Source organism: Streptomyces buecherae (assembly GCF_014295035.1).
Lineage (GTDB): Bacteria > Actinomycetota > Actinomycetes > Streptomycetales > Streptomycetaceae > Streptomyces > Streptomyces youssoufiensis.
In genome coordinates this window covers 5,726,826-5,746,927 of the sequence record NZ_CP060404.1, presented here as the reverse complement: position 1 = coordinate 5,746,927, position 20,102 = coordinate 5,726,826, and the positions used below count along the sequence as shown (strand labels likewise).

General features: G+C 73.3%; 15 protein-coding genes, 1 other RNA gene and 2 pseudogenes. 4 read left to right on the top strand and 14 right to left on the bottom strand.

The features are described 5' to 3' along the window. The first annotated feature begins 109 nt into the window (after nucleotides 1-109). Nucleotides 110-1,069 carry a LysR family transcriptional regulator gene (locus H7H31_RS22670; RefSeq protein WP_187063081.1) on the top strand — a complete coding sequence of 320 codons (960 nt, stop codon included), beginning with the start codon at nucleotides 110-112 and terminating at the stop codon, nucleotides 1,067-1,069. Between the two features lie 52 nt (nucleotides 1,070-1,121). Here H7H31_RS22670 and H7H31_RS22665 read toward each other — a convergent pair whose 3' ends face one another. Together H7H31_RS22665 and H7H31_RS22660 are read right to left on the bottom strand one after the other, a co-directional pair. Then, on the bottom strand, nucleotides 1,122-1,652 hold the full coding sequence (locus tag H7H31_RS22665; protein ID WP_187063080.1) for a VOC family protein: 531 nt from the start codon (nucleotides 1,650-1,652) through the stop codon (nucleotides 1,122-1,124). Nucleotides 1,653-2,071: 419 nt separating this feature from the next. Next, entirely contained in the window at nucleotides 2,072-2,719 is a 648-nt protein-coding gene (locus tag H7H31_RS22660; protein ID WP_187063079.1) for a YqgE/AlgH family protein, read from the bottom strand. 251 nt (nucleotides 2,720-2,970) lie between these two features. Here H7H31_RS22660 and murA point away from each other — a divergent pair, with 251 nt between their 5' ends. Further along, on the top strand, nucleotides 2,971-4,311 hold the full coding sequence (murA, locus tag H7H31_RS22655) for a UDP-N-acetylglucosamine 1-carboxyvinyltransferase (protein WP_187063078.1): 1,341 nt from the start codon (nucleotides 2,971-2,973) through the stop codon (nucleotides 4,309-4,311). Between the two features lie 798 nt (nucleotides 4,312-5,109). Here the strand turns inward: murA and H7H31_RS22650 are convergent. From H7H31_RS22650 to H7H31_RS22630, 5 genes are all read right to left on the bottom strand, one after another. Further along, nucleotides 5,110-5,388: an HU family DNA-binding protein gene (locus H7H31_RS22650; RefSeq protein ID WP_176161898.1), complete on the bottom strand. Its 279-nt coding sequence runs from the start codon at nucleotides 5,386-5,388 to the stop codon at nucleotides 5,110-5,112. 357 nt (nucleotides 5,389-5,745) lie between these two features. Further along, nucleotides 5,746-7,167 carry an NAD-dependent malic enzyme gene (locus H7H31_RS22645; RefSeq protein ID WP_176161899.1) on the bottom strand — a complete coding sequence of 474 codons (1,422 nt, stop codon included), beginning with the start codon at nucleotides 7,165-7,167 and terminating at the stop codon, nucleotides 5,746-5,748. A 416-nt stretch (nucleotides 7,168-7,583) separates the two neighbouring features. Beyond that, the gene (locus H7H31_RS22640) at nucleotides 7,584-10,175 is read right to left on the bottom strand and encodes a UvrD-helicase domain-containing protein (RefSeq protein ID WP_187063077.1); all 2,592 of its coding nucleotides are present in this window, start codon (nucleotides 10,173-10,175) and stop codon (nucleotides 7,584-7,586) included. Nucleotides 10,176-10,702: 527 nt separating this feature from the next. Continuing rightward, nucleotides 10,703-11,299 carry a CGNR zinc finger domain-containing protein gene (locus H7H31_RS22635; protein ID WP_187063076.1) on the bottom strand — a complete coding sequence of 199 codons (597 nt, stop codon included), beginning with the start codon at nucleotides 11,297-11,299 and terminating at the stop codon, nucleotides 10,703-10,705. Between the two features lie 170 nt (nucleotides 11,300-11,469). Next, entirely contained in the window at nucleotides 11,470-12,723 is a 1,254-nt protein-coding gene (locus H7H31_RS22630) for a uroporphyrinogen-III synthase (protein WP_187063075.1), read from the bottom strand. A 422-nt stretch (nucleotides 12,724-13,145) separates the two neighbouring features. On the opposite strand from H7H31_RS22630, the gene H7H31_RS22625 reads away from it, so the two are divergent. Further along, nucleotides 13,146-13,538, top strand: a complete 393-nt coding sequence (locus tag H7H31_RS22625) for a hypothetical protein (RefSeq protein ID WP_187118064.1) — start codon at nucleotides 13,146-13,148, stop codon at nucleotides 13,536-13,538. Nucleotides 13,539-14,037: 499 nt separating this feature from the next. On the opposite strand, the gene ssrA is transcribed toward H7H31_RS22625, so the two are convergent. The 6 genes and pseudogenes from ssrA to ftsE form a co-directional block, all read right to left on the bottom strand. Then, nucleotides 14,038-14,408: a transfer-messenger RNA gene (gene ssrA, locus H7H31_RS22620) on the bottom strand. 174 nt (nucleotides 14,409-14,582) lie between these two features. Further along, nucleotides 14,583-15,062, bottom strand: coding sequence for an SsrA-binding protein SmpB (gene smpB / locus H7H31_RS22615; RefSeq protein ID WP_176161904.1), 480 nt, complete (start codon nucleotides 15,060-15,062; stop codon nucleotides 14,583-14,585). 18 nt (nucleotides 15,063-15,080) lie between these two features. Then, a pseudogene (locus H7H31_RS34855) lies at nucleotides 15,081-15,761 on the bottom strand (S41 family peptidase); the annotation flags it as partial. Nucleotides 15,762-16,178: 417 nt separating this feature from the next. Beyond that, a pseudogene (locus tag H7H31_RS34850) lies at nucleotides 16,179-16,319 on the bottom strand (PDZ domain-containing protein); the annotation flags it as partial. Between the two features lie 481 nt (nucleotides 16,320-16,800). Then, the gene (gene ftsX, locus H7H31_RS22600) at nucleotides 16,801-17,712 is read right to left on the bottom strand and encodes a permease-like cell division protein FtsX (RefSeq protein ID WP_187059875.1); all 912 of its coding nucleotides are present in this window, start codon (nucleotides 17,710-17,712) and stop codon (nucleotides 16,801-16,803) included. 9 nt (nucleotides 17,713-17,721) lie between these two features. Continuing rightward, entirely contained in the window at nucleotides 17,722-18,411 is a 690-nt protein-coding gene (ftsE, locus tag H7H31_RS22595; RefSeq protein WP_176161906.1) for a cell division ATP-binding protein FtsE, read from the bottom strand. A 312-nt stretch (nucleotides 18,412-18,723) separates the two neighbouring features. On the opposite strand from ftsE, the gene H7H31_RS22590 reads away from it, so the two are divergent. Next, nucleotides 18,724-18,912: a hypothetical protein gene (locus H7H31_RS22590; protein WP_176161907.1), complete on the top strand. Its 189-nt coding sequence runs from the start codon at nucleotides 18,724-18,726 to the stop codon at nucleotides 18,910-18,912. A gap of 251 nt (nucleotides 18,913-19,163) precedes the next feature. Here H7H31_RS22590 and H7H31_RS22585 read toward each other — a convergent pair whose 3' ends face one another. Further along, nucleotides 19,164-19,961 (bottom strand): hypothetical protein, encoded by a 798-nt coding sequence (locus H7H31_RS22585; RefSeq protein WP_187118063.1) that lies wholly within the window; start codon nucleotides 19,959-19,961, stop codon nucleotides 19,164-19,166. Nucleotides 19,962-20,102 lie beyond the last annotated feature (141 nt).

The window sequence follows — 20,102 nt, the reverse complement described above, 5'->3', positions numbered from 1 at the left end:
CCTGCCCCGCCCGGCAGGCCCAGCCGGAACGGGGCGGCGGGCCGGAAGCGTAGGCACTCTCCGGATCGCCGCGGAAATGCCCGAGCGCGGGCACTTATGCTCGGGAGGCATGAGTGGCGACGAGCGGTACGAGGAGAGCGGCGACGACGCGCGGGAGCCGGTGGCCACGGGGCTGCTCGGGCTACCCGACGTGGAGTTGCGGCACCTGCGCGGCTTCGTGGCCGTGGCCGACGAGCGCAACTTCACGCACGCCGCGCACCGGCTGGGCATCGGACAGCCCGCGCTCACCCGCACCGTGCGCGCCCTTGAGGAGGCCGTGGGCGCCCGCCTCCTGGACCGCAGCACGCGCCACGTGGCGCTCACGGACGCCGGCCAGCGGCTCCACGCCGAACTCGCCGTGCTGCTCCCCCGGCTCGGCGAGGCGCTGCGCGCGCCCTGCCGGCACGCCAGGCTGCGGCTCGGCTTCACCTCGCTGCTGCCGCTCGCCTGCGCCGGTCTGAGCGCGGCCTTCGAGTCCGCCACCGGCGCCCGGGTGCGCCTGGTACGCCGGGACACCCCGCTGGCCGGCCTGGACACCGGCGACTGCGACGTGGCGGTGGTACGCGGCGAGGTGCCACGGGACCGGCAGGACGGTCACCACGCGGTCCGCAGCAAGGTGGTCGCCCATGAGGCGCGGGTCGCGGTGGTCGCGCGCAGCGCGGCGGGGGCGGCGGCGCCGCTGGCCCGCCGCCGCGTCCTGGACTGGACCGAACTGGCCGACCTGCCGCTCGTGGTCAACACCGTCACCGGCACCACCCGCCCCGAGCTGTGGCCCGCGGGCCGGCGCCCCACCCTGGCGTGCACCAGCGGCAACTTCGACGAATGGCTGGAGGCGGTGGCGGCCGGCCACGGCGTCGGCGTCGCCCCGGAGTCGGTCGCCCAGCGCCACACGCACCCCGGCATCCGCTTCGTACGCCTGAAGAACGCGCCCCCGGTCGCCGTCCACCTGGCCATCCCGGCCCGCGGCGCCCATCCGCTGGCGGCCCAGTACTACGCCATGACCAGCGCGAACTGGCCCGCCAGCGCCTGAGCCGGGGACGGCCGAGCCCAGAACGGCGCCTTCGCCACGGGCCGGCCCGGCGTCAGCGCCAGGTGTTGTTGCTGGTGTGGTCGCCGGCGAGCCAGCGGGCGAGATCGGCGTGCGCCGTCGTACGCCGTTCGGCGTCGATCCGTGCCACGTCGGGGTGGTCGACGACGAACTCCAGCATGAGCCCGTTGGGGTCCGTGACGTACAGCGAGACGCAGTAGCCGTGGTCCACGACGAAGGTGTCGGGCTCCGCGTAGCCGGCCTCGGCGACGCGCTCGCGCATCGCGTCCTGGGTCTCCCGCTCGACCTTGAAGGCGATGTGCCGGAAGGGCGTGAAGTGGACGTCGGTCCGAAACTCCCGCTGGTCCTCGGGGTTGGCGAACTGGAAGAAGGCCAGGGCTCCGCCGTCGGCGAGGCCGTAGAAGGTGTGGGAGTAGGCGCGCTCGGCGCCGAACAGCACGTCCCGCTCGCTCCAGGTGGCCACCAGCGGCAGACCGATCACGTCCTCGTAGAAGCGTCGGGTGGCTTCCTGGTCGTCGGTTATCCACGCGTGGTGGTGCAGGCGCAGCGGAAGGGTCTGGCTCACGTCAGATCAGCTCCTTTGCGGGTCTCCGTTGACACGGGGGCGGGCCTGGCCGTCCGGCGACCGCCAGCTCCACTCCCAGCATGACCCAAGCTGGTTTAACGTTGAACTACTTTTCGCCACGGCTCGCCCACCCCGACCAACGCCACCCCCCGGGGCTTCGACCTGCAAGAACGGGAACCACACGGCGACCGCCCACCGGGACGACACCCTCGCCCATCAGGCCCGCCCCACCCCCGACAGCGCCCCTACCTGCCCGGGTCCGGCCCGCCGAGCAGCGCGCCGACCGGGCACACCGATGTCCACATCCAGCGGGCCGACCACCCGCGAACGGCCTCGACCGGCGCCCCGGCCACCAGCCCACCGCCCCGCGCCGACGACCGAGCCGGGCGCCGCGTCGCCGTCAGTTGAGCAAGGTGCCGTCAGTTGAGCGAGGCGTCGTCCGGGTACGTGGCCACCATCGCCAACTCGCTGCGCTGCCGCCGCAGCACGGAGCGCCACAACTGCTCCGGATCGGGCGACGACACGTCGCCGGGCTCCGACTCCACGACGTACCACGCGCCCTCGACCAGCTCCTCTTCCAACTGGCCCGGCCCCCACCCGGCGTACCCCGCGAAGATCCGCAGCGAGCCGACCGCCGAGGCGAGCAGCTCCGGCGGGGCCTCCAGGTCGACCAGGCCGATCGCGCCGTGCACCCGGCGCCAGCCGATGGGGTCGCCCCGGCGCACACGCGCCCGGGAGCGGGTGGCCGCGCCCTCGCCGGTCGACGGCGGGCCCGAGTTCGGCACCCGGTCGCCCTCGATCGACTCACCCGGCACGACGGCGACGCCGAGCGCCGAGTCCAGCGACACCGGGCCGCCCTGGAAGACCACGCCCGGCTCGCCCGCCAGCGCGGCCCAGGATTCGAGGATGTCGCCGACGCCGACCGGGGTCGGCCGGTTGAGCACGACGCCGAGCGAGCCCTCCTCGTCATGATCGAGCAGGAGCACGACGGCACGGTCGAAGTTCGGGTCGGCAAGCGCCGGTGTGGCGACGAGCAACCGTCCTGTGAGCGAGGACACCTCGGTCATGCGCACATGATCCCGCATTTCCGGCTCACGCGGGGGGCGGAAACCAAGTCCCGACCCGGGAGCAGGTGGGGCGTACGACAGCAGCGACGGCGCACATCACGGACAGTCATCGATCGAACACCCTTCGCGCTTACGGGGCCCGGGATCGGTGGCCGAGAGCCGATCGAGCTTACGGAGCGGCTCCCGTTGGCCATTACCCTTTCCTTTTGCCCCCCTTGCTCATCAAGGCCCATCCCAGGAACGCGAGACTTATGACCGGCACCGACGATGTACTCCTTGTCCACGGCGGCACCCCGCTGCAGGGCGAGATCCGGGCCCGGGGCGCGAAGAACCTCGTGCCCAAGGCCATGGTCGCCGCACTGCTCGGCAGCGGACCCAGCCGGCTGCGCAACGTGCCCGACATCCGTGACGTACGCGTCGTCCGCGGGCTGCTGCAGCTCCACGGGGTGACGGTGCGCCCCGGGGAGGAGGCGGGCGAGCTGGTGTTGGACCCGTCACACGTGGAGAGCGCCAACGTCGCGGACATCGACGCACACGCCGGTTCGTCGCGCATCCCGATCCTGTTCTGCGGCCCGCTGCTGCACCGCCTCGGCCACGCCTTCATCCCGGGCCTGGGCGGCTGCGACATCGGCGGCCGGCCGATCGACTTCCACTTCGAGGTGTTGCGGCAGTTCGGCGCGACGATCGAGAAGCGGGCCGACGGCCAGTACCTGGAGGCCCCGCAGCGGCTGCGCGGCTGCAAGATCCGGCTGCCGTACCCGTCGGTCGGCTCCACCGAACAGGTGCTGCTGACGGCGGTGCTGGCGGAGGGCGTCACCGAGCTGTCCAACGCGGCGGTGGAGCCGGAGATCGAGGACCTCATCTGCGTACTGCAGAAGATGGGCGCGATCATCTCCATGGACACCGACCGCACCATCCGGATCACCGGCGTCGACCGGCTCGGCGGCTACAACCACCGCGCCCTGCCGGACCGCCTGGAGGCCGCGTCCTGGGCCAGCGCCGCGCTCGCCACCGAGGGCAACATCTACGTCCGGGGCGCCCAGCAGCGCTCCATGATGACCTTCCTCAACACCTACCGGAAGGTCGGCGGCGCCTTCGAGATCGACGACGAGGGCATCCGCTTCTGGCACCCCGGCGGCCCGCTGAACGCCATCGCCCTGGAGACCGACGTCCACCCCGGCTTCCAGACCGACTGGCAGCAGCCGCTGGTCGTCGCGCTGACCCAGGCGTCGGGCCTGTCGATCGTGCACGAGACGGTGTACGAGTCCCGGCTCGGCTTCACCTCGGCGCTGAACCAGATGGGCGCCCACATCCAGCTCTACCGCGAGTGCCTCGGCGGCTCCGCCTGCCGCTTCGGCCAGCGCAACTTCCTGCACTCCGCGGTCGTCTCCGGGCCCACCAAGCTGCAGGGCGCCGACCTGGTCATCCCCGACCTGCGCGGCGGCTTCTCGTACCTGATCGCCGCGCTGGCGGCGCAGGGCACCTCCCGGGTGCACGGCATCGACCTGATCAACCGGGGCTACGAGAACTTCATGAGCAAGCTCGGCGACCTGGGCGCGAAGGTGGAGCTGCCGGGCGCCGGCGCCCGCTGACACCCACCGGTCGCCCCCGCGCACGACACGCCGCCGCCCCGCCCCGGGCCGTACGCCCGGAGCGGGGCGGCGCGCTGTCGTGCGCCCGTTTCGGGCGGACGGGCGGCGAGGGCCGCCGGTCGGGCCGCGAGCCCGCCGTCCGGGGGCGCCGGCCGTGGGTCACGGGGCCGTCCCACGTCTGGCGGAGTGGGCCCGTCCGTTAAGAATGATCATGGCCGTAAATAGCCGCTCGATCGCGCGCACGGCGAATGTTTTCAGCCAGCCTCCACGCTCGCCCCGAATCGCCCGCCCAGCCCTCCACGAACCGTCCACCGGGCCCCGCTCCCCCGCCCCGGAGTAAGCCGAAAGAGCGCCCCGCGACGGGCACGGACGGCGACCCCCGCGCCACGGCTCGGCGGCGCCCGGCGCCCCGCGCCGCCCGGCCGGGTCGACCGGGGCGCCGCCACTGGCCCAGTCGCCCACCCCGCCGCGGCGGCTTTCCGTGGGCCGACGGAACGACCCCGTCCGCCGCCCCGGGCCAGCCCGCCGGGCTTCCGGGCCAGCGGGCGCCCGGGAGCCCCCGCACGCCGCCGTACAGGGCCTTTACGTACGCCTCTGGTACGCCCACAGGACGCTGGAAGCACACCTTCCGGCGTTCAGCGGCCCGCTGGGCGCCGCGAGCGGGTCCGGTGGGCGGCGGTTCGGGGCGGGCCGGCTGGCGCGGCGGGCGGACGAAGTGGCCCACGCCACACGGAGGTGGACACACGGCAGGGGCGGCCACCCGCTGTGGGTGGCCGCCCCTGCCGTGTGTGTCGGGACTCAGCCCTTGGCGGCTTCCTTGAGCTTGGAGCCCGCGGAGACCTTCACGCTGTAACCGGCCGGAATCTGGATGGGGTCGCCGGTCTGCGGGTTGCGCGCGGTACGAGCGGCACGGTGGGTGCGCTCGAAGGTCAGGAAGCCGGGGATGGTGACCTTCTCGTCGCCCTTAGCAACGACCTCACCGACGGTCTCGGCGAGCGCGGCCAGCACGGCGTCCGCGTCCTTACGAGTCACCTCGGCGCGGTCGGCCAGCGCGGCCACCAGCTCACTGCGGTTCATGTTGTACTCCCGTGTTCTTCTTGCCAATGAGGCGTGAGATCGAAGCCGATGCTGCCAGGGCCCTCGGACAGTCCCCGGACCCGGGTCCGATCTTTCGATCTTTCCGCGCCCCTTGGGGGTCCCCCCTGGACTTCAGTCCTCGGGGGAGCATCCTGCCCGCACCTATGGCGCGAAAGCCAATCCGGCACCCTGGGGAGTCACACGAAAAGCGCCACTGCCTCATTGTGATGACGCTCCGTCCGCTCCTGGCAGCACACCGCAGGGTTCGCTTCGCGTCTTGCTCAGGGGCTGCGGCCGTTGTGCTGCCCGCCACCCTACGGCCGCTTGGGCGACCCCTGGCACCGCGACGCGCCGTGCCTAGACCGCCGTGGTGCCGGTCACAGCCTTGGCGGCGTCCCGTACGGCGCCGGCGACCGCGCCCGCGACCTTGTCGTTGAAGACCGACGGGATGATGTAGTTCGCGTTCAGCTCGTCGTCGAGCACCACGTCGGCCAGCGCCCGGGCGGCGGCCAGCATCATCTTCGTGTTCACCGTGCGTGACTGCGCGTCGAGCAGACCGCGGAAGACGCCCGGGAAAACGAGCACGTTGTTGATCTGGTTCGGGAAGTCGGAGCGGCCCGTGGCGACCACCGACGCGGTCTGCCTGGCCACCGCCGGGTCCACCTCGGGGTCGGGGTTGGCCAGCGCGAAGACGATCGCGCCCTCGGCCATCGCGGCCACGTCCTCGCCGCCGAGCACGTTGGGCGCGCTGACGCCGATGAAGACGTCCGCGCCGACGACGGCCTGCTTGAGCGTGCCGGTGACGTTCTCGGGGTTGGTGTTGTCCGCGATCCAGCGCAGCGGCGAGTCCGGGTCGGCGTCCACGAGGTCGTGCCGTCCGGAGTGCACCACGCCGTGGATGTCGGCGACGACCGCGTGCCGCACGCCGGCCGCGATGAGCAGCTTCAGGATGGCCGTACCGGCCGCGCCCGCGCCGGACATGACGACCCGTACGTCCTCGGTCTTCTTGCCCACCACGCGCAGCGCGTTGGTCAGCGCCGCGAGCACCACGATGGCCGTGCCGTGCTGGTCGTCGTGGAAGACCGGGATGTCGAGCGCCTCGCGCAGCCGGGCCTCGATCTCGAAGCAGCGGGGCGCCGAGATGTCCTCCAGGTTGATGCCGGCGAAGCCCGGCGCGACGGCCTTGACGATCTCCACGATGGCGTCGGTGTCCTGGGTGTCCAGGCACAGCGGCCACGCGTCGATCCCGGCGAACCGCTTGAACAGCGCGGCCTTGCCCTCCATCACCGGCAGCGCGGCCTTGGGGCCGATGTTGCCGAGGCCGAGCACGGCGGAGCCGTCGGTGACCACGGCGACGCTGTTGCGCTTGATGGTGAGCCGGCGCGCGTCCTCGGGGTTCTCGGCGATGGCCTGACAGACCCGGGCGACGCCGGGCGTGTAGATCATGGAGAGGTCGTCACGGTTGCGGATCGGGTGCTTGGACGACATCTCGATCTTGCCGCCGAGGTGCATGAGGAACGTACGGTCCGAGACCTTGCCCAGGGCCACGCCCTCGATGCCGCGCAGCTTCTCGACGATCTCGTCGGCGTGCGCGGTGGAGGTCGCGGCGATGGTGACGTCAATCCGCAGCTTCTCGTGTCCCGACGCGGTGACGTCGAGGCCGGTGACCGATCCGCCGGAGGACTCCACGGCGGTGGTGAGCTGGCTGACCGCGGTCCCGCTCGCGGGGACCTCCAGCCGGACCGTCATCGAGTACGAGACGCTAGGCGCCGTTGCCATGGCCGACTTCCTCTGCTTTCCCTTGTTCCCTTGGAACGCGGCCACGCCGGGCGGGCCGCGTCTGTCGATGCTCCCACTTACCAGTCGGTACTCGGTAACCACCCCGCATCCAGCAGATGGCGGAAACGGCTTTCCACGATACGAGACTGGACAAGTCGCCCGGAAGCCCTTTTCGGCCCCGTACGACGGCATCTCCGAGCGGGATTGGCTTCTGCGCTGAGTTTGTTAGCCTTGACGTGACGCCGGCCCGATCCAAGCCCCCGGGCCCAACCATCGTCGCTACGAGCGACCACTTGCCGCGAGGCGAGCATGGCGGGTCGGCGTCACCTAAGCGTTCACGTCGGGCGCCTCACCCCAGGTGAGGCGCCCGACGCGCGTTCCGGCCCCGGGCGAACGCCGCCCGGGGCCGGCGCGCGTCAGTCCCGCAGCAGGTCCGGCACGCCCGCGGCGTCGGGGTCGTCCCGCTCGCCGGAGAGGACGGTCAGTCGCTGGGTGGCCCGCGTCAGCGCCACGTACAACACGCGCAGCCCGGCCGGGGACTCGTCCGCGATCTCCGCCGGCGAGACCACCACCGTGGCGTCGTACTCAAGACCCTTGGCCTCCAGACTGCCGAGCACCACGACCCGGCCGCGCGGCTCGCCCGCGCCGCCGACGCCCGCGCCGGCGCCCACGCCAGCGCCCGCGCCCGCGCCCGCCTCAGCGTCGTCCCCGGTCAGCTCCGCCAGCCAGGCACGGGCCCGCGCGCGCCGCTCCATCGCGACCACCACGCCGACCGTGCCGTCCACCTCGGCCAGCAGCCGCCGCACCTCCGCGCGCAGCACGGCGCCCGGATCGTCGCCGAGCACCACGAAGCGCGGGGTGAGGCCGGTGGAGCGGACGGCGGTCGGGGGCACCGTGCCGGGCATCGCGAGGGCCAGCACCCTGGCCGCCAACTCGGCGACCTCGGCCGGGTTGCGGTAGTTCACGGTGAGCTGGAAGCGGCGCCGCGGACGGGTGCCCAGCGCCTCGTCGCGAGCAGCCGCCGCCTCGTCCGGGTCGGACCAGGAGCTCTGCGCCGGGTCGCCGACCACCGTCCAGGTGGCCTGCCGGCCCCGCCGCCCCACCATGCGCCACTGCATGGGCGTCAGGTCCTGCGCCTCGTCCACGATGACGTGCGCGTAGTCCGTGCGCCCCTCGTCCCGCAGCCGCTCAAGCCGCTCCGCCTGGCTGGGCCGGCCGGCGAACCGGTCGGCGTAGGTGGACAGCTCCTCCAGGCCGGTGAGCTGGTCCAGCGGGTCCGCCTCGCGCCTGCGGGGCCGGGCCGGGATGCCGAGCAGCGTGTGCAACTCGTCGAGGAGGGCCACGTCGTGCACCGACAGCGGGCCGCTGCCGTCGGGGGCCAGGCGCCGCAGCGAACGGGCGACCAGCCGCACCTCGCGCTGGGTCAGCACCCGGCCCCGGCCGCCGCCGCCCGCCCCCGACCAGCGGGCCAGCCGCTTCTCGTCGGCCATCGCGGCCAGCACCCGGCGCGGCGTCAACTCGGGCCACCACGCGGCGAGGAAGTCGGTGAACTCCGTCTCCGTCGCGATGTCCTCGTCGAACGCCTCGCGCGCCTCGGCCGCCAACTCCGGGTCCTGGTAGCGGCGCGGCCCGCCCGAGGCCGACCACAGGGCGTCGAGGAGCAGCCGTCTCGCGCGCGGGCGCATCAGGTTCACCGGCGCGGTGCCGCTGAGCACCGCCTGTCGGATCTGCCGCAGCTTCTGCGCGTCCAACTCGATCCGGGCGCCGAACGCCACCACCCGCAGGTGGTCAGGCGGCCCGCCCGCGCGCCGGCCTTCGGCGCCGAGCCCGTCGAAGCTGAGCTGCCCCTCCCCGTCACCGTCCTCGTCGGCGCTGGTCAGCGGCGCGGGGCCGGGCAGCGTGAGCGCGCCCCTGGCCGCCTTGCGCAGCACCTTCGCCATCCGGATGGAGCCCTTGACCCGGGCCACGGCCGGCTCGTCGTACGCCGGCGCACCACTGCCGCCGCCGGCGCCGCCCCGCTCGGACGGCTCGGCCGCCTCGGACAGGGAGCCGAGCGCCCGGATGGCGACCTGCCCCTCCTCGCCGAGCGAGGGCAGCACGCCCTCGGTGTACGCGACGAGCAGCGGGGTCGGGCTGACGATGAGGATGCCGCCCGCGTACCGGCGCCGGTCCTGGTACAGCAGGTAGGCGGCGCGGTGCAGGGCCACGGCGGTCTTGCCGGTGCCGGGCCCGCCCTCGACCTCGGTGACGGAGTTGGCCGGCGCGCGGATCACCAGGTCCTGTTCGGCCTGAATGGAGGAGACGATGTCGCGCATGGTGTGCCCGCGGGCCCGGCCGAGCGCGGCCATCAGGGCGCCGTCGCCGATGATCGACAGCGGCTCCCCGTCGAGCGAGGCGGTCAGCTCGGGACGCAGCAGGTCGTCCTCGACGCTGAGCACCTTGCGCCCCTTGCTGCGGATGACGCGCCGGCGCACCACCCGCCCCGGGGCGACCGGGGTGGCCCGGTAGAACGGCGCGGCGGCCGGCGCGCGCCAGTCGATGACCAGCGGCGTGTACTCGGCGTCGAGCACGCCGAGCCGCCCGATGTGCAGCGTCTCGGCGATGTCGGCGTGCGGGTCGCCGGCGTCGCCGGTGCGTACGGCGTCGTCCGCGGGCTCGACGGAGGTGTACGCGCCGTCCGGGCCGCGCTTGCCGTCCTTGCCGAGCAGCAGGTCGATGCGGCCGAAGAGGAAGTCCTCGAACTCGTTGTTCAACCGGTTCAGGTGAACCCCGGCGCGGAAGACCTGCGCGTCGCGCTCGGCGAGCGCGCCGGGGGTGCCCACCTGACCCCCCTTGGCCGCGTCGTCCATCAGGTACTCGGCCTCGTGGATCTTCTCCTCAAGACGCCGGTAGACCCGGTTGAGATGTCGCTGCTCGACCCGGATCTCCCGGTCACGGGCACCCTCGGTCCCGGGCTCGGCGTGCCGGGACGTGACGGATGCTGCGTGCGTGGCGTTGTGCGCGGCCACCCAGGCCCCCTTCTGTGTGCGTAGGGCAGCCGTCAACCGTACGCGAACCGGGGCAGTCCGCGCACGCCTCGGTGCCCGCCCAGTGGAGCGGGTGACCGGTCCGCGGCCCCCGCCACGCCGCCCGAGCCGGGTCGGCACCGCGCCGCGAGCGTGCGAGCCGGAGCCCGGGGCCGTGCGCTCGGGCCCGGCCTCGCGCTCGGAGGCCGCCACGCGGGGACGCGCCCGGGGGCGGTCCCAGGGGCCGGGCCGGGGTCGCGCGAGGAAGGCCGCCCGGGCCGCCGCCGGCGACCCGGGCGGCTACGCATGGGGCCGGCCCGCCTTCACCTTCCGTTACGCGGCGGTCAGCTCACCGCCCGTAGCGGCCAGGACATGAAGGCACCACCGACCCGCGCACACAGGCCCCGGACCCCCGACCGGGGCCTGTGGCGCTTCCACGTTCTCACACCAACTCCCGCTGTGCGTGCATTAATTGATGCCACATCAGGAACGTCCGACTCCGCCTCACGCACGGCGCACGCCCCGCGCCGTCAGCCCCGGGCGGCCACCGCGCGCCTGCGGTGGCGGGCCACCCGTTCCCGGTTGCCGCACACCTCGCTGGAGCACCACCGGCGGCGCCGGCCGCGCGAGGTGTCCAGGTAGATCACCGCGCACGCCTCCCCCTCGCAGCGCCGCAACTGCCCGCGCGCCCGCTGGTCGGTGAGCAGGTCCACCGCGTCCCTGGCGATCTGGGCGAGCAGCGCGCCGCAGTCGGGGCGGGCGGCGAGCGTACGTACCAGGGTGCCGTCCGCGGCCCGCACCGCCCGCACGACCGGCGGCGCGGCGCTGGCCAGCGCGTTGACCCGGGCCAGGTCGGCGTCGGTGGCCCGCCCGTCGAGTTCGGCGCACACGACGCGGCCCAGCAGGTCCCGCAACGCGTGGAAGCGGGCGAGCCAACCGGCGTCCACGGCGTCCAGCCGTACGCCCGGCGGCAGCAGGCCGGCGCCGAGCAGCCACTGACCGAGCCGGCCTGGCCCGTCCAGCCGCTCGACGGGCTCGTCGCCGAGCCGGCCGCCGACCGTGGCCACCAGGTCGAGACAGACCCGCCCGGCGTCGAAACGCAGCTCGTACGAGGCCGAGACCGCCATCCGCCCACCACTCCCTCAGTGCCCGGGACGCACGGTGCCACCGGACGCCCGCGAGGAACCTCCGCTTCCAGAGTGCCGCCCCCGGCCGCCGGCCGGAACCCTCCCGACACGCCCGAGCCCGACGCGCCGCGCACCGGCCCGGAACGCGAGCGGCTCCGTGCCCCGGCGCGCTAGGCGTCGCCGAGCCGCGCCCCGTCGCCCGGGCCCGGCTCCGGCGCCGCCAGCCGGTACCCGCGGTCGGCGACGGCCTCGACCAGCCCCGGCACGCCGAGCGCGGCGTCCAGCCCGGCCACCGCCGCCCCGACCGCGCCCTCGCCGCCCACCGGGTCGGGCAGCGCGCGCAGCAACGCGGCCGGCGCCACCACCTGGCCCGGACGGCGGGAAAGCGCGCGCAACAGCGCGGCCTGGGCCGGCGTCACCGATCGCGGCTCGCCGTCCACGAGCGCCACCCGCCCCCGCACCGCCACCCCGTGGCTCCCGACCCGCAGCACCGGCGCCCGCGCCGGAAGCTCCTGGCACAGCACCTGCACCAGCGGCCCGAGCCGGAACCGCTCGGGCGCCGCGGTGGGCACGTCGTACGCGGCCAGCGGCTGCGCGGTGACCGGGCCGACGCAGGCCGCCAGCACGTCGTGGCGCAGCGCGTCGACGAGCGCCTCGCGCAGGCCGCGCTCCCGGGCCCGGTCCAGCAGGCTGGTGGCCGCGGGCGCGCTGGTGAAGGTGATCGCGTCCACGGTACGGGCGACCGAGGCGTCGATCAGCCCGTCGAGCGGGCCCGGGTCCTCGGGCGGCAGCCACCGGTAGACGGGCACCCCGACCACGTCGGCGCCCGCGTCCCGCAGCGCCGCCACGAACTCCGTGAGCGGCTCGCCGTGCAACTGCACCGCGATCCGGCGCCCGGCCACGCCCGTGGCCAGCAACCGGTCGAGCACCTCGGCCATCGACTCGGAGGCGGGTGACCAGTCCTCGGTCAGGCCGGCGGCGCGGATCGCGCCGCGCACCTTGGGCCCGCGGGCCAACAGCTCCGCGCCCCGGAACCGGTCGAGGAGCGCGTCGCCCAGCCCCCAGCCATCGGCGGCCTCGGTCCAGCCACGGAAGCCGACGGCGGTGGTGGCGATCACCACATCGGGCCCGCGCTCGACCAACTGCCCGGTGGCAGCGCGCAGTTCGCCGTCGTCGGCGAGCGGGACGATGCGCATCGCGGGCGCGTGCACCACCGTGGCCCCGCGCCGCTCCACCAGCGCGATCAGCTCCTCCGCGCGCCGGGCCGCCGTCACCCCGACGGTGAACCCGACGAGCGGCGTCCCCCCACGCCCGGCCGCGCCCCCGTCCTCCCGTACGCCCGTCTCGGCGCCCGCGTCGCCGCCGTGCCGCTCGGGCCCGCCCGCCTCGTCGGCTCCGGTCGGCTGGTCGTGATCCGCCTGCATCTGCCTCGCCCCGCTTCTGCCCGTCGTCCACCACGCGCCGCCCGGCCCTGGCCGACGCGGAGATCCAAGCCCGCCAGTGCCTCGGGGGCGGGCTCGGTCCGCCAGTATTTCCCGCCCGGCACGCCCCTGGCACCCGCCACCCGCGCCTCGCGAGCGGCGCTCACCACCGCCGACCGAACCTTTCCAGCCGATGGCGCGATGCGACCAGACGAAACCCCGCACTCACCTGCGGACCGAAGGCACCGTGAGCAACACTGTTCGCCGATCAATGCCATTGAGCGATAACACGGGGGATTTCCATGACGAGTTCGCGTGTCCACGTACGTTTCGCCAGCACGCCCCATCCGTCACACCGACCCCCACACCCACTCCCCCACCAGAAACCACACCGCCGACGGAGAACCCGCCGGGCCGCGGCGACCGTGGCCCTCACCCTGACGCTCGGGCTCGTCGGCGCCTGCTCCACCGGCTCGGAGAACGACGCGAAGGCGGTGAGCCTGACGGAGCGCACGGTGCCCAACGCGGTCGCCGCGTTCCGGTCGGCCGAGAGCCCCCGGTGCGGCGAGGGCGACTGCACGCGCCAGTTGCGCCGCCTTGTGGGCGACATCCGGGCCCTTGGCCAGGCGATGCGCGCGACGCCGAACGGCGAGCGGACGTACGCGGAGCCGCTGGAGATCGTGCGCGGCATGGAGAACGAGTTGCCGGGCGACGAGTCCGCCGAGGTCGACTCCCTGGCCCGCGAACCAGCCCACACCGCCGCCCAGGCCCTCAAGCGCTGGATCAACACCCACCCCGCCGCCATCCGCGACCACTGACCCGCCCCCGGAACACCACCCCCCGCGCAGGACGAGCCCCACGCAGCCCGCCCCCGCAACCACCCGCGTAGGACGAAGTCCACGCAAGCCCGTTCCCATGGCCTCCCCACGTAGGACGAAGTCCACGCACCCCCACCCCCGTGGCCCCATCCGCGTAGGACGAAGTCCACGCACCCCCCAACCACCGGGCCACCCCCGCGTAGGACGAAGTCCACGCCGGCCCACCCCCACCGCGTAGGACGAAGTCCACGCACCCCCACCCCCGTGGCCCCGCCCGCGTAGGACGAAGTCCACGCCAGCTCAACAAAAAAGCGAGGCGCCCACCCCATAGGGAGGCCCTCGCCACAAACAACCGCAACATCACCACCCACCGCAACCACCCACCCACCCCGAGGGGGCCGCGGGTGGCGAAGCCCCCGCCCGCGCGGACGCAGTCCGCGCAGAAACGACGAAGGCGAGACGGCCTGCGCTTTCCGCAGGCACACCTCGCCTCTCGCCTTCGTGGAGATGGCGGGAATCGAACCCGCGTCCAACGGTGCGGAATCAGGGCTTCTCCGTGTGCAGTTCGCTGCGCTTTTCTCGGCCCCGGAGATCACGCGAACAAGTCTCCGACGGGCCCAGCCACTGTTTGGTTTCCCACCAGACCCCGTGGCCGGATCTGGTGGTTTAGTCCCCTAGCTGATGCCAGGATCCGGGTCGGGAACAGCCCCGGGCTGACACTTCGCGCAGTCGCTACTTAGGCAGCGAGGGCGAAGGAATCGCGCTTGGAATTGGCGATTATTGTTTTCGGCATATGGTTTACGAGATCATTGCCGCTTTCTCGACACGCTTCCCCTGCTTCGACAGCCGCTGTCGAAACCGATCATCCCCATGTGGTGTTTTCAATGCGCTCCCCTTGCGGGGTTGCCCCGGCTGAGCGGGGCGAGTGCCATCGTACGTGAACAGCAACCGTACGTGCCAGCCTATTCCCGCGACCGTCGGCCGAACCGGAAGCCGGCGGCCGGCTGGGCCGGGCCGAGGCGCCCGCCGGCCCGCCGGGCGCCGCTAGGCCCGCTGGCGGCGGCGTACGGCCGAGATGGCCCGCTGCGCCTCGCGCTGGTCCTGCTTCTCGCGCAGCGTCTGCCGCTTGTCGTACTCCTTCTTGCCCTTGGCCAACGCGATCTCGACCTTGGCCCGGCCGTCCTTGAAGTACAGAGCCAGCGGGACGATGGTGTGGCCCGTCTCCTGGGACTTCGACTCCAGCTTGTCGATCTCCGCCCGGTGGAGCAGCAGCTTGCGCTTGCGCCGGGCCGAGTGGTTGGTCCAGGTGCCCTGCGTGTACTCCGGCACGTGCACGTTGTGCAGCCACGCCTCGTGGCCGTCGATCTGCACGAAGCCGTCCACGAGGGAGGCCCGGCCCTGACGTAGCGACTTGACCTCGGTGCCGGTCAGCACCAGGCCGCACTCGTACGTGTCGAGGATGTGGTAGTCGTGTCGCGCCTTCTTGTGCTGCGCGATCAGCTTGCGTCCCGTCTCTTTAGCCATAGCGCGGCCATTGTCGCACTAGGCCCCGCCCCCTAGGCCACTCAATACTGACTGGGCCCGCTGTTCGGCGTCGTCGCCCACGGTCAGGTCGGGGGTGATGCCCACGCCCTCGACGCCCCGCCCCACGGGGGTGCGGTAGTGGCCCACGGTCTCCTGGGCCACCGAGCCGTCGGGGCGCTCGGTCGGCATCTGGACCGAGCCCTTGCCGAAGGTCCGCGAGCCGATCACGACGGCCCGCCCCCGGTCCTGCAACGCCCCGGTCAGCAGCTCACCGGCGCTCATCGTGCCGCCGTCCACCAGCACCACCAGCGGGGTCTGGGTGTCGCCGCCGGGCTCGGCGTTGACCACGCGCTGCTCCCCGCGTACGTCGTAGGTGGCGACGAGGCCGCCGTCGAGGAAGGCGGAGGCCGCGGTCGCGGCCTCGGTGACCAGGCCGCCGGAGTTGCCGCGCAGGTCGAGCAGGAGCCCGTCACCCTCGGGGGCCGCGCGCACCGCCTCGCGGACCTGCTCGCCGGTGTCCTTGGTGAAGGCGTCGACCTTGATGCGGGTCGCGTCGGGTTCGCCGCTGGTGAGCCGACCTACCGTGACGTTCCTGGTGACGAGCCGGGAGCGGCGCAGGGTCTCGGTCCACTGGCGGCCCGCGCGCTCCAGGCCCAGCACCACCCGGCTGCCGGCCGGCCCGCTCGCGGCGCCGGGGCCCGCGTGGTCGCTCGACCTGGTCGCGCGCTGGGCCGTGCCCCGCCGCTCCGCGTCGCCACCGGCGTCGCCACCGGTCGGCCGGGCGGCGTCCTGGCCTGGCTCCGTGTGGTCCCCGCCGGCGTGGTCCGGGTCGGCGTGGGGGTTGGTCCGCGGAGGCGTGGCTGCCGGGTCGACGGGGTCGGCCGGGGGCGCGTCCACCCGCGGGTCCGTGTCCTGGGGGGCCGTGCTGTCGCCGTCGGGGGTCGTCCCGGCCGTCCGCCGCGCGGTCTCCGGGGCATCGGGCCGCTGGACCCGGTCGGTGTCCTGACCCGGCTCCAGGTCGGCGTCGGGCGCTGCCGCCCGGCGGGCGGCGGCGGGGTGCTCGCCGCGCTCCACTTCGGTGGCCGTCGGTTCCCCGGCCGGGAGGTCGCCGCGCAGTCGGGCGACGACCTCGGTGACGGGTCTGCCCGTGACGGGCACGCCGTCGACGGATCTGAGTCGGTCGCCGGGGCGGACCCCGGCCCGGTCCGCCGGGCTGCCGGGCTGGACCCGGTCCACGGCGATGGCCCCGTCGGGCATCCGGCGCGCCCACAGCCCCACGCCCACGTACTGGCCTTCGAGGCCGCGCTGGTACCCCTCGTACTCGCGCGGCGAGTAGACGGAACTCCAACGGTCACCGCTGCGGCTCACGTCGCGCGTGGCGCCCTCGTGCTCGGGCGGGGAGGCCGCGGGGGCGCCGTAGCCGTGCGAGCCGGCGGCGGGGCGGGAGTTGGTGGCGGGGTCCGCGGGGAGGTGGGGGGCGCGCCGCGACGGCTCCGCCGAGGCGGACTCCTCGCTCCAGGTGCCGGTGGCCGCGCCGGTCGCGAGGACGCTGGCGAACACCAGGGACAGGGCGGCCCCGCGATGGGTACGGCGGAGCCGGGGCTCGGCGTCCACGGGCTGTCTGCCAGCCGGAGCGGAGCGGAGCGGACGATTCATCCACAGGCCCGACATGCCGGCGAGTCTAGGCCACGACCGGACGCCGTACGGGGTGTTGGCCGTACGGCGCCCTGGGCGTACGTCACACCTTGAGGTACTTGCGCAACGCGAAGAAGGCGGCAAGAGCGGGCATGAGCAGGCCGATCGCGAGCACCAGCGGGAGCTTGGAGATCACCGCGTCCCAGCCGATGAAGTCGATGACGCTGATGTGGTCCGCGAGCCAGCCGTTCACCAGCACCTGTTGCCCGGTGACCAGCAGCACGCAGGCGAACACCGCGCCGATCAGGCCGGCGATGGCGGCTTCCATGATGAAGGGCATCTGGATGTAGAAGCTGGAGGCGCCCACGAGCCGCATGATGCCGGTCTCGCGGCGACGGCTGAACGCGGAGACGCGCACCGTGTTGACGATCAGGAGCAGCGCGACCACGAGCATCAGCGCCATCACCCCGAGCGCCGCGAAGTTCATGCCGCTGAGCAGGTTGAAGAGGGGTTCGAGCACGGCCTTCTGGTCCTGCACCTCCTGCACGCCGGGTCTGGCGGCGAAGGCGCTGGAGATGACCTTGTACTGCTCGGGGTCCTTGAGCTTGACCCGGAACGACTCCTGCATCTGGTCGGCGGTCAGCGAGCTGGCCAGGGGGGAGTCGCCGAACTCCTCCTTGTAGTGCTTGAACGCCTCCTCGCTGCTCTCGAAGTGCACCGTCTCGACGAGGTTCATCCGCTCCAGCTCGGAGCGGATCTCCTTCTTCTGGTCGTCGGTGACGGCGCCCTTCTCGCAGTTGGGCGAGGTCTCCTTGTCGTTCTTGTTGCAGAGGAAGATCGATACGTTGACCTTGTCGTACCAGTAGCCCTTCATCGAGTCGACCTGCTCGCTCATCAGCAGGGACGCCCCGAACAACGCCAGGGAGAGGGCCACGGAGACGATCACGGCGAAGGTCATCGTCAGATTGCGGCGGAGACCGACGCCGATCTCCGACAGGACGAACTGGGCGCGCATGGCGTCCTTTCAGTGCTGGTAGCCGTAGACGCCGCGCGACTGGTCGCGTACGAGACGGCCCTTTTCAAGTTCGATCACGCGCTTGCGCATCTGGTCGACGATCTGCTGGTCGTGGGTGGCCATGACCACCGTCGTCCCGGTCCTGTTGATCCGGTCGAGCAGCTTCATGATGCCGACCGAGGTCTGCGGGTCGAGGTTGCCGGTGGGTTCGTCCGCGATCAGGAGCATCGGCCGGTTGACGAACGCGCGGGCGATGGCGACCCGCTGCTGCTCACCACCGGACAGCTCGCCCGGCATCCGGTCCTGCTTGCCGCCGAGGCCGACCAGGTCGAGCACCTCGGGCACCGTCTTGCGGATCGCGCCGCGCGGCTTGCCGATGACCTCCAGCGCGAAGGCGACGTTCTCCCCCACGGTCTTGTTGGGCAGCAGTCGGAAGTCCTGGAAGACCGTGCCGAGCTGGCGGCGCATCTGCGGCACCTTCCAGTTGGACAGCCGCGCGAGGTCCTTGCCCAGCACGTGCACGGCGCCGTGGCTGGCCCGCTCCTCGCGCAGCAGCAGCCGCAGGAAGGTGGACTTGCCCGACCCGGAGGAGCCCACCAGGAAGACGAACTCGCCCTTGGCGATCTCCAGCGAGACGTCACGCAACGCGGGGCGGGTCTGCTTGGGATAGGTCTTGGAGACGTTGTCGAATCGGATCACGAATGCACCACGGTCGACCTGTATAGGGGGTACGGGCTGCCACTGGCGCGGCTCCCGTCGGTGAGCGTGACCTTACGCGAACCGCGTGGGGGCGCGCAGTCGGCGTCGGTGGTTGGGGGGTTTGCCGCGGGCCGCAGCGGGGACAAAACGACGGCAACCCGGACGGTGCACGGCCCGCCCGCCGGGCGATTCGCGCGGAGCGCGCCGAAGTGGGCGGAAGCTGGCACAGTGGGAGAGGAACAAGCGCTCGTACCGAAGCGTTTGCCCAGTAGAGAGACAGCGGCTGCGCCGCATACGGGAGGAGGAGAGCGCATGACGTACGACAGGCTTGTCTGCGCCAACTGCGCCAGTCCCGTCAGCGAGGGTCGCTGCCCGGTCTGCCGGGCACAGCGGCGCACGCAGCAGGAGGGCCCGCTCGCCGGGCTGACCCCCGCGGCGTTGATCGCCCTGCTCATAGCGCTGATCGCGGTGGCCGCGGTGGCCCACGAGGTGGCCGTCTAGCGCACGTCGACGGCCCGCGGGTGGACGACCCGCCGAGCCGACGCACACGATCCGTCCAGCATCGCACCCGTTCCGTCGCGTACGGGCGTTGACGCCTGCCCGTGCGGGCCCTCGTTGCGCGCGCCGGCGCCCGGAGTGCGACGAGGGGCCCACGGCGCGTAGTGCGTCGTGGGCCCCTCGCCGTGGTGCGGTGGTGTGCGCCGGGCTCGCGCCGGCTCAGCCGGTGTGGCGCGGCCCGCTCACCGCCTCGATCAGGCCGCGGCGGCGTTGCGGCTGATCAGACGCGGCATGACGCGGAAGCCGATGCCGCCCGCGATCATGGTGGCCGCGCCGACGACCAGGAAGGTCGTCTCGGAGGCGCCGGTCTCCGCCAGCTCCTCCTTGGGCTTGCTCTGCTGCACCGGCTGCGCGCCCGCGCTGTCGGTGTCGGTGTTGTCGTCCGCGCAGTCGGTGCCGTCCGTGCCGACCGGGCAGGTGCCCGCGTTGTCGCCGTTGTCGCCGTTGTCACCGCCGGTGCCACCGGTGCCGCCGCCCGGGGCGGTCGGCTGGGTGGTGGGGCCGCCGGTCGGCTGGCCCGTGGGCTGGCCGGTCGGCGGGTCGGTGGGCTCACCCGTGGGCGGGTTGGTCGGCGGGTTGGTCGGCTCGCCGGTGGGCGGGTTGGTGGGCGGATTCGTGGGCGGATTCGTGGGCGGGTTCGTCGGCGGGTTGGTGGGCGGATTCGTGGGCGGGTTCGTCGGCGGGTTGGTGGGCGGATTCGTCGGCGGGTTCGTCGGCGGATTCGTGGGCGGGTTGGTGGGCGGGCTCGTCGGCGGGTTCGTCGGCGGCGTCGGGATGCCGGTCGGCTCCTGGGTCGGCGTCGGCGGCGGGTCGTCCACCGCGACGCGCGCCCCCAGACCGTCCTTGTCGGCCTCGGCCTTTACTCCCACCCCGCCCACGTTGACGTCGATGCCGACGGCCGAAGCGGCGCCCGCCGCGGTGAGCGACGCGCCAGCGGCGATCACCGTGCCCGCGACGATCCGCGCAACGCGCAACCGCGTCTTTTTGGTCATCTGCCTGCTACCCCCAGTAGCTGTACTCGTCAATGGAGCAGCTATGCACGGGGTCACGGCCCGGGGCTGCGTCTCGCGGCACGGGTCTCACAACAGACCAGCCGCGGGCCCCACTCGCACGTGCCCCAGTTCATACGCATG